This is a genomic window from Novispirillum itersonii, assembly GCF_014205675.1.
GTDB classification, from domain to species: domain Bacteria; phylum Pseudomonadota; class Alphaproteobacteria; order Rhodospirillales; family Rhodospirillaceae; genus Novispirillum; species Novispirillum itersonii_A.
Genome location: NZ_JACIIX010000016.1, coordinates 99,838 through 109,008, shown reverse-complemented (window position 1 = coordinate 109,008; position 9,171 = coordinate 99,838). Strand labels below are relative to the sequence as shown.

The 9,171-nt window shown below is 65.8% G+C and carries 9 protein-coding genes; 4 read left to right on the top strand and 5 right to left on the bottom strand.

Annotation, left to right across the window (positions count from 1 at the left end; translation table 11 throughout):
- Positions 1-128: 128 nt before the first annotated feature.
- The 3 genes from rimI to ddpX are packed head-to-tail and all read right to left on the bottom strand — an operon-like array spanning position 129 to position 1,836.
- Entirely contained in the window at positions 129-581 is a 453-nt protein-coding gene (gene rimI, locus FHS48_RS17635) for a ribosomal protein S18-alanine N-acetyltransferase (RefSeq protein ID WP_184265461.1), read from the bottom strand.
- Between the two features lie 5 nt (positions 582-586).
- Positions 587-1,273, bottom strand: coding sequence for a tRNA (adenosine(37)-N6)-threonylcarbamoyltransferase complex dimerization subunit type 1 TsaB (gene tsaB, locus FHS48_RS17630; RefSeq protein ID WP_184265459.1), 687 nt, complete (start codon positions 1,271-1,273; stop codon positions 587-589).
- Positions 1,273-1,836: a D-alanyl-D-alanine dipeptidase gene (gene ddpX / locus FHS48_RS17625; RefSeq protein ID WP_184265457.1), complete on the bottom strand. Its 564-nt coding sequence runs from the start codon at positions 1,834-1,836 to the stop codon at positions 1,273-1,275. The genes tsaB and ddpX overlap by 1 nt, the downstream gene beginning before the upstream one ends.
- 238 nt (positions 1,837-2,074) lie before the next feature.
- On the opposite strand from ddpX, the gene lepA reads away from it, so the two are divergent.
- The 4 genes from lepA to FHS48_RS17605 all read left to right on the top strand — a co-directional run bounded on the left by lepA (position 2,075) and on the right by FHS48_RS17605 (position 7,314).
- Positions 2,075-3,880 (top strand): translation elongation factor 4, encoded by a 1,806-nt coding sequence (gene lepA, locus FHS48_RS17620; protein WP_184265455.1) that lies wholly within the window; start codon positions 2,075-2,077, stop codon positions 3,878-3,880.
- A gap of 469 nt (positions 3,881-4,349) precedes the next feature.
- Positions 4,350-5,075, top strand: a complete 726-nt coding sequence (gene ccmA, locus FHS48_RS17615; RefSeq protein ID WP_184265453.1) for a heme ABC exporter ATP-binding protein CcmA — start codon at positions 4,350-4,352, stop codon at positions 5,073-5,075.
- A 2-nt stretch (positions 5,076-5,077) separates the two neighbouring features.
- Positions 5,078-5,743 carry a heme exporter protein CcmB gene (gene ccmB, locus FHS48_RS17610; protein ID WP_184265452.1) on the top strand — a complete coding sequence of 222 codons (666 nt, stop codon included), beginning with the start codon at positions 5,078-5,080 and terminating at the stop codon, positions 5,741-5,743.
- 191 nt (positions 5,744-5,934) lie between these two features.
- Positions 5,935-7,314, top strand: a complete 1,380-nt coding sequence (locus FHS48_RS17605) for a sensor histidine kinase (protein WP_184265450.1) — start codon at positions 5,935-5,937, stop codon at positions 7,312-7,314.
- On the opposite strand, the gene FHS48_RS17600 is transcribed toward FHS48_RS17605, so the two are convergent.
- Positions 7,311-8,030, bottom strand: a complete 720-nt coding sequence (locus tag FHS48_RS17600; protein WP_184265448.1) for a formylglycine-generating enzyme family protein — start codon at positions 8,028-8,030, stop codon at positions 7,311-7,313. The genes FHS48_RS17605 and FHS48_RS17600 overlap by 4 nt on opposite strands.
- Positions 8,006-9,160, bottom strand: a complete 1,155-nt coding sequence (gene queG / locus FHS48_RS17595; protein ID WP_184265446.1) for a tRNA epoxyqueuosine(34) reductase QueG — start codon at positions 9,158-9,160, stop codon at positions 8,006-8,008. Before queG ends, FHS48_RS17600 begins: the two co-directional genes overlap by 25 nt.
- Positions 9,161-9,171: the final 11 nt, after the last annotated feature.

The following is a 9,171-nucleotide window of genomic DNA, read 5'->3' as shown; positions in this document are numbered from 1 at the left end:
CGCCATCATGCGAAAGCTCATCGTCATGGCAAACGCCCTGCTCAAGGCAGGGCGTCCATGGATCCCAAAAAACGCTTGATCAACACGGATACTCTGAGGGCACCGGATCCCGGGATGGTCTGGCAGGATCAGGGCAGGGGGCGGACCATCACGACCGCGTCTTCCTGCCCGCCATCGGCGGTGCGGTAGTATTTCTTCCGCCGTCCGGCAGCGGTAAAGCCGAGGCGCAGGTACAGGCCCTGCGCCGCCGCATTGCTGTCCGCGACCTCCAGAAACACCTGCGCTGCCCCCCGGGTGGTGGCTGTTGCAAGGGCGGCGCTCATCAGGGCGGCGGCAAGCCCCTGCCGCCGTTGCTGCGGCGGCACGCCGACGGTCAGCACCTCCGCCTCATCCAGAACGGTGCGGAACAGCACCAGCCCGCAGGGATGATCCCCGTCCGTCGCGATCAGGCCGAACACGGTCGGGTCGGCCAGCAGGGTGGCAAACTCTTCCGCTGACCATGGGTGGGCAAAGGCGGTGGCATGCAGGCCTGCCAGAACCGCTGCATGTAAGGGAGTTGCCGGGCACAGGGCGGCTGTCATCGGGCTCAGGGCCGCAACTGGCCGCCGTTGGCGGGCAGGGCCGCATCGGGCGGGCGGATATACAGCGGCGACGGAACGCCGTCTTCCCGGGGGCGGGTACTGGCAATCCCGGCCAGCACCACCGGGTCCGCCAGTGTTTCGCCCAGCCAGCCACCGAGGGTCCCGTCCTCCAGCAGCGTCTCCACCAGCGGGCGGGCGTCGCCGCAGGCGGCGGCGGGCTGGCCGAGGCGGGTCAGCAGCGGCCGGATCTCTTCCGGGCGCAGACTGTCCGGCCCGGTCAGCGGCGACAGGGTGGCGGCATCGAACGCCTGACAGTACAGGTCATCGCGGCGGGCATCGATCAGGGCCAGCAGCACGCCCTGCGGCGCCGGCAGGCTGGCGCGGGCGGCGGTGGCGAACAGGTCCAGCGTGGTGACACCGCTCACCGGCAGGCCGGTGGCCAGCGCCAGCGCCCGGGCCGTGGCCAGCCCGACGCGGACCCCGGTGAAGGAGCCGGGGCCGACGGTGACGGCCAGCCGGTCCAGCTGCGGCCAGTCCAGACCGGCCTGTTCCAGCAGGGAGGACAGCAGCGGCACCAGCGCTTCGGCCTGTCCGCGTTCCATCCCCAGCCGGGCCTGCGCCAGAACGGTGCCATCCTGCCAGACGCAGGCAGAGCAGCCGTTGCCGGCGGTATCGAAAGCCAGAATACGCATCAGGGCTCCATCATCCGGGCGCCGGAGGCGGCATCGGTCAGAACCGGGTAGCGGGCCCGGGCGTTGAACAGCTGATAATGCCACCATTCCGACGAATAGAAATCAAACCCGGCGGCAGTCATGATGCCGAGCAGCAGCAGGCGGTTGCGCTGGGCTTCGGCGGAAATGCCGTCGGTGACGGCATGGTGCGACAGCGGGGTGAAGGCATCGAAGGCAGTGCCCATGTCCAGATCCTGCCCGGTGGCGGAGTCCACCAGCGTCAGGTCAACTGCCGCCCCCATCGAATGCGGCGATCCCCGGTGCGGATCGGCGAGGAACTCGGGGTCCGGGGTATGGTCCCACAGCAGCCACTGGGCTTCCGACGGGCGGTAGGCATCAAAAATCCTGAAGTGCAGCCCCAGCGCCCGGGCCATGCCACAGGCCTTGCGCAGGTTCTCCGCAGCCTCGGGCAGCAGGAAGGCGGCATGACGGCGATAGACCGGGGCACCGGTGAAGTTGTTGGTGGTGGCATAGGCGATATCAAGCTCGACGCCGAAGCCTTCGGCGGTGATTTCGACCAGCATTCCTGACATCCGTCTTCAAGTCTGGGCGGCGCAGCGGACCGGGGAAAGGGGGTGGTCCGGCGGGCCGGGGGGAGTAAGGCGGCCACCTTACGGCAGGGCAAACCGGGGCGCCACCGCGAAGTTGCCGCTGCGGGACCGTGAAAACGGCGGCAGAAGGCCCGCCGGGCTGCATACAGGCGTTGCCCGCAGGCGGCTTTGGCCCTATGGTCCCCAATCCCAGAGTCTATTGAACACGGCCATGACCGATCTCAGCCTTATTCGCAACTTTTCCATCATCGCCCATATCGACCACGGTAAGTCCACGCTGGCTGACCGCCTGATCCAGCATTGCGGGGCCCTGACCGACCGCGAAATGAAGGAGCAGGTGCTCGATTCGATGGATATCGAGCGCGAACGTGGCATCACCATCAAGGCGCAGACCGTCCGCCTGCTGTACAAGGCCGCCGACGGGCTGACCTATCAGCTCAACCTGATGGACACTCCGGGCCACGTTGACTTCGCCTATGAGGTCAGCCGGTCTCTGGCCGCCTGTGAAGGCTCGCTGCTGGTGGTGGATGCCTCGCAGGGGGTGGAAGCGCAGACGCTGGCCAACGTCTATCAGGCGATCGACGCCAACCACGAAATCGTGCCGGTGCTGAATAAGATCGACCTGCCCGCCGCCGAGCCGGAACGGGTGCGCCAGCAGATCGAGGACGTGATCGGCATTGATGCCTCCGAGGCGGTCGAAATTTCCGCCAAGACCGGCCTGAACATCGGGGCGGTGCTGGAAGCGGTGGTCACCCGCCTGCCGCCGCCGAAGGGCGATGTCACCAAGCCGTTGCAGGCCCTGCTGGTCGACAGCTGGTATGACTCTTACCTCGGCGTCATCATTCTGGTGCGTGTCACCGAAGGCCGCCTGAAGAAGGGTATGAAGGTCCGCATGATGCAGACCGGGGCCAGCCACACCATCGACCGCGTCGGGGTGTTCAGCCCGAAGCTGACCGATCTGCCGGAACTGACCGCCGGTCAGGTCGGCTTCATCATCGCCGGGATCAAGACCGTCGCCGATACCCAGGTCGGGGATACCATCACCGATGACCAGAAGCCCGCCGCCGAGCCGTTGCCGGGCTTCAAGCCGTCGGTGCCGGTGGTGTGGTGTGGCCTGTTCCCGGTGGATTCCTCGCAGTACGAACACCTGCGCGACAGCCTCGCCAAGCTGCGCCTGAACGACTCCAGCTTCGATTTCCAGCCGGAAAACTCCGCCGCGCTGGGCTTCGGCTTCCGCTGCGGCTTCCTCGGCCTGCTGCATATGGAAATCATTCAGGAACGTCTGGACCGCGAATTCGATCTGGATCTGATCACCACCGCCCCGTCGGTGGTGTACAGGATGCATATGACCGATGGCGAGGTGAAGGAACTGCATAACCCGGCGGACTTCCCGGATCCGGTCCGGATCGACCGGATCGAGGAACCGTGGGTGAAGGCCACCATCATGGTGCCGGATGAATACCTTGGCTCGGTCCTGACCCTGTGCAGCGAACGCCGGGGCGTGCAGGTTGACCTGACCTATGTCGGCAACCGCGCCATGGCGGTCTACCGCCTGCCGCTGAACGAAATCGTCTTCGATTTCTATGACCGCCTGAAGTCGATCTCCAAGGGTTACGCCAGCTTCGACTATGAAGTGGACGAGTATCTGGAAGGCGAGCTGGTGAAGGTCGGCATTCTGGTCAATGCCGAGCCGGTCGATGCACTGGCCTTCATGGCCCACCGCAGTCAGGCCGAATACCGGGGCCGTCAGATCTGCGAACGCCTGAAGGATCTGATCCCGAAGCACCTGTTCAAGATTCCGATTCAGGCGGCGATCGGGGGCCGGGTGATTGCCCGCGAAACCATCAGTGCCATGCGCAAGGACGTGACCGCCAAGTGTTATGGCGGTGACATCAGCCGTAAGAAGAAGCTGCTGGAGAAGCAGAAAGAAGGCAAGAAGCGCATGCGGCAGTTCGGTAAGGTCGAAATCCCGCAGAATGCCTTCATCGAAGCCCTGCGTATGGGCGAACCGAAGTAAGCGCACCGGGATTCCGGTATGTGATCAGCCAGACGGGCGGAGGGAACCACCGCCCGTCTGTTTTTTTGGGGCTGACCGGTCGTGACAGAGGCCCCGGTCACACAGAAAATCCCATCACAAAGAAACCTTGGCCTCACCCTATTTTCGCCACAGTTCTCCACCATCTTCCTCAGTGTGGACGGCACAGTCCGGCTTTCATCCCCCTGAAGCCCGACACCCTCAACCGCTCTGAGGGCGCCGCGATTACGGCAGATCCCTTCCCTGTTGCTGCCGCAATCCTCATCCACGCACGGCGCCGGTGTCCTTGGGTTCGTCCTTCCTACCCTGTCCCCCTCGAACCCGTATAAGGCACCGGCTGCCGCCGACCCTCCCCCTCCCCCCTGCCAAACCTTGAATGGTTCTGATCTGCTGCCGGTTCCGGCCAGTTCCGGCTTCCCCTGCGGGCAGACAGATTCTATTGTCTTGCGCCATGACTGACGCCGAGATCCCCCCCGCCACCCCACCCGTTCCGTCTGTGGACGCCCCTGTGTTTGCAGGGCGCGGCCTGACCTGCATCCGGGGGGATCGGGTGGTGTTCACCGATCTTTCCTTCACGCTGGCCCCCGGGCAGGCGCTGTTGCTGCTGGGGCCGAACGGCTCCGGCAAGTCCAGCCTGTTGCGGCTGATGGCCGGGCTGCTGCATCCGGCGATGGGCGATGTGCTGTGGCAGGAGGAGAGCATTTTCTCCGACCGCGAAGGCCATGGCAGCCGCACCCGCTACATCGGCCATCAGGATGCGATCAAGCCGGTGCTGACGGTGCGGGAGAACATCGGCTTCTGGGTGCGCCAGTGGCAGCCGGACTGCCCGGCGGCGCAGGCTGATGCGCAGGTGGAGGCGGCGGTGGCGCGTTTTGACATGACCCGCCTGCTGGAGGTGCCCGGCAAGATGCTGTCGGCCGGGCAGAAGCGCCGTACCAATCTGTCCCGGCTGTTTGCCGCCCCGGCCCCGCTGTGGCTGCTGGATGAGCCGACGACGGCGCTGGACCGGGCCTCGGTGGCGGTGCTGGAGCAGGCGATTGCCGGTCACCGGGCCGCCGGGGGCATGGTGGTGCTGTCCACCCATATTGATGTCGCCCTGCCCGGGGCGCAGGAGTTCCGGATGGACCGTTTTGCCCCCCGCCACCGTTATGACTTTGATGAGGACGGGGAGGACTGATCATGGCTGCCTTTCTCGCGATCATCCGCCGCGATCTGCGGCTGGCGCTGCGTCAGGGCTCTGACAGCCTGATGGTGGTGATGTTCTTTGTGCTGACGGTGGTGCTGTTCCCCTTTGGGGTTGGGCCGGAAACCGGGGTGCTGGAACGGATTGCCGCCGGGGTGCTGTGGGTCACCGCCCTGCTGGCTTCCATGCTGTCGCTCGACCGGCTGTTTCAGGCCGATTATGAGGACGGCTCGCTGGATCTGATCACGCTGTCACCGGTACCGCTGTCTCTGCTGGTGATGGGCAAGGTGGCCGCCCACTGGCTGACCACCGGCCTGCCGCTGCTGCTGGCGGCGCCGGTGCTGGCGGTGTTGCTGCACCTGAATCAGGACGGCTTCCTGATCCTGATCGTCGCCATGCTGCTGGGTACCCCCAGCCTGTCGCTGATCGGGGCGGTGGGGGCGGCGCTGGTGCTGGGGGCCCGCCGGGGCGGGGTGCTGCTGTCGCTGCTGGTGCTGCCGCTGTACATCCCGATTCTGGTGTTTGGCGTGTCGGCCGTCGATGCGGCGGTGATGGGGTTCGAGGTCCGGGCCCAGCTTCTGGTGCTGTCGGCCTTCTTTCTGGCAACGCTGGCGCTGTGCCCGTGGGCGGCTTCGGCGGCGCTGCGGCAGGCGGTGGAATAACCGGTTTCCCGTGTTCCGTGCCTCAACCGGGGATAGGGGTATCCCCGGTCTCTGTTTTTCCGGTCCGGTGGGCCGGGCGTAGGCCCAATGGCGGATTGTGATGTTTCCGCTTTCCCGTTAGCACTGCCGTGGGGACAGAAGACTAACGCAGCGTCAGCTCGGGCGCGGCAGGGGGAAGGGCAATCGGACTGATGATATCCCAGCATGTGGAGCGGGAGCGGATCCGGATTCTGATGGAATCCAACGGGTTCGGAATCCTGATTGCTCTGGCCAATCTGGCGCTTCTGCTTGGGTTCCTGTTGCGGGACAGTTCGCCGTCGGCGCTGCCGCTGTGGGGGCTGGCCCTGATGGTGGTTCTGCTGGCGCGGCTTGGCCTGTTCGGGCTGTTCCGGGTGCAGCCGCAGCGGTTCTCCCCCGGGGTCTGGGAATGGATCCAGACGGTCGCCACACTGGTGTCGGGGGTGCTGTGGGGCGGGATCCTGTTTGTCCTGCCCGCCGATATCCGGCCGGAAAACATTCTGATGATTCTGGTCATCATCATCGGGACCGCTGCCGGGGCCGCTTTTTCAGCCCATGCCAGCCGTCAGGTGGCGGCGACACAGGTGACGTCCCTGCTGCTGATGATGCTGGCGGGGATGAGCCAGCCGTTCCTGCGGTCCTATCTGCTGCCGGTCGGGGTGTTCACCACACCGTTCTGTCTGTTTCTGCTGTTTTACACCTTCCGCTTCAATACGCTGATGAAGCAGCGCCTGACCCTGCAGGAGCGCAATGCGGTTCTGCTGGATGACCTGACCGCAGAACAGGCCCGTCTACAGGATGAAATTGCCGAGCGGCGGCGCAATGAAGAGGCCCTGCGGGAAGCCCATGAAGCCAGCCTGCGGGCGGCGGAGGCCAAGGACCGCTTCCTGTCCAGCGTCAGCCACGAACTGCGCACCCCCCTGAATGCGGTGATCGGCTTCATGGATCTGGTGGTCGATATCTGGCCGGACCCGCTGACGCCCCGGCAGGCCCGGGCTCTTGACTCGGTCCGTCAGAGCGGGCGGCACCTGCATGGACTGGTCACCGAAATCCTCGATTATTCCAGTTGTCTTCAGGGGGATATGCCGGTCGAGTGCCAGTCGGTGGCGCTTCAGGATGTGATCCCGGACTGCCTGACCGCTCTTCAGCCGCAGGCGCAGCGCACGGATATTGCCCTGCCGGATCCTGATGTGCTGATCCCCGGGCGGGTGATGGCGGATCCGCGCCGCCTGCGCCAGATCATGCTGAATCTTCTGGGCAATGCCGTTAAATACAACCGCGATTCCGGGTTGGTGCTGCTGCGGGTCTCGGGGGTTGATGGTCTGACCCGGATCGAGGTGGAGGATACCGGGGTCGGGATTCCTCCGGCGCTGCGGGATCAGCTGTTCGAGGCCTTTAACCGCATGGGCCGTGAGGCCAGTGCCATTGAGGGGTCCGGCCTCGGGCTGGCCCTGTCGCGCCGTCTGGCGGAGCTGATGGGCGGTTCTCTGGAGTATGCCCCGGCCGAAGGCGGTGGCAGCATCTTTACCCTGACCCTGCCATCGGCCCCTTAACGGGCGATGCGGAACCCGACCGTATAACTCCACAGGTCTTCCCGCTGACGGATGCGGTTGTCCGGGCGGGCCTGCTCCGGCACGTAGTACCATGCGCCCCCTTTGGCGACCCGGAAGGCGCAGTCGCGTTTCTGGGGCGGGGTGTCGCGGCGGTCGGCCCAGCAGTCGTCAACCCATTCGATCACATTGCCAGCGGTATCATACAGCCCGTAGGCATTGGGCGGGAACGACGCCACCGGCATGGAGCGTTTCCCGGAGTCCGCCGGGCCGCAGTAGCGGCAGTTGGCGTGCATCTGTCCCGGCTCATTTCCCCACCAGAAGCGGGTTGTGGTCCCGCCCCGGGCGGCCCATTCCCATTCATCCTCGGTCGGCAGCCGATAGGGCAGGCCGGTGGTCTGCTGGAGCCAGCGGGCATAGGCGCGGGCATCGGCATGGGTGACGTTGATCACCGGGCGGTTGCCCCGGCCCCAGTCGCGGTCACTGACATCGGCCCGGCAGGCCCCGGCATCCACACACAGCTGGAACTGGTCGAAGGTGACCTCGGTGGCCCCCATCAGGAACGGGGTGATCTCGGCCTCGGTGCCATCGCTGCGGATCAGGGTGCCGCCGGGGACCGGCATCATATCCGGGCACTGGGCACAGTCCGGGGCGGCCTGTGCCGGGATGGACAGAACGGTGCCCAGCAGGGCGGTCAACAGCAAACGGCGCAGGCCCATTCGTCCTGTACCTCCGGGTCGGGTTCGGTGGGGGCGTAATGATCCCGCAGCATGGCGAAATCCGCCGCCGGGAGCAACCGGGACAGCGCCCAGACGGCGGCCCCGCGCACCAGCGGCGCAGGGTCGTCCAGCAGTGGCCGGGCTGCCACCGCCTGTGCCGGATCACCACAGTTGCCAAGGGCGATCAGCACATTGCGCAGAAAGCGGTCCCGGCCGATGCGTTTGACCGGGCTGGCGGTGAACAGGCTGCGGAAGCTGCCGTCATCCAGTTGGGCCAGATCGGCCAGCCGGGGGGCGGTCAGCTCAATCCGGGGCAGAAAGTCAGCATGCGGGGTCGGCGGGGCAAAACGGTTCCACGGGCAGACGGTGGTACAGTCATCACAGCCGTAGATGCGGTTACCCATCAGCGGGCGCAGGGCGCGGGGGATCGGCTCTTTATGCTCGATGGTCAGGTAGGAGATGCACTTGCGGGCATCAATCCGCCGGGGACCGTCAAAGGCCCCGGTCGGGCAGATGTCCAGACAGCGGGTGCAGGATCCACAGTGGTCCTCCTGCGGGCTGTCGGCGGGGAGCGGCAGGGTGGTCAGGATCTCGCCAAGAAACAGCCAGCTTCCGAAGCCCCGGGTGACGACGTTGGTGTGCTTGCCGCGCCAGCCGAGCCCACCGTCCACCGCCAGTGATTTTTCCAGCAACGGTGCGGTGTCAACGAAGACCTTCACGTCGGCCCCGAAGGTCTGGTGCAGCCATCCGGCCACCTGCTTCAGGCGTTTCTTGATCAGGTCATGGTAATCGCGGTGACGGGCATAGACGCTGATATAGCCCCGGTCGCGATGCTCCAGCAGGTCCAGCGGTGCGGTCAGGGTGCGGTAGTTGACGCCCAGCGAGATCGCCGTCACCGCCTCCGGCCACATGGCGGTGGGGGCGGAGCGGCGCTCCAGCGTCTCTTCCATCCACGTCATGGTGCCATGCCGCCCGTCAGCGACATAGGCGGCCAGATTGGCACGGTCGGCATCGCTGATGGTGGCACGGGAAAAGGCAACGGTATCAAAGCCCGCCGCCAGTGCCTCGGCCCGGATCAGGGCGCGCTGGCCTTCCGGGGTGTCGGGCACCGGCGGCGGTTTTTTAGGCATGGCGGGGCAGA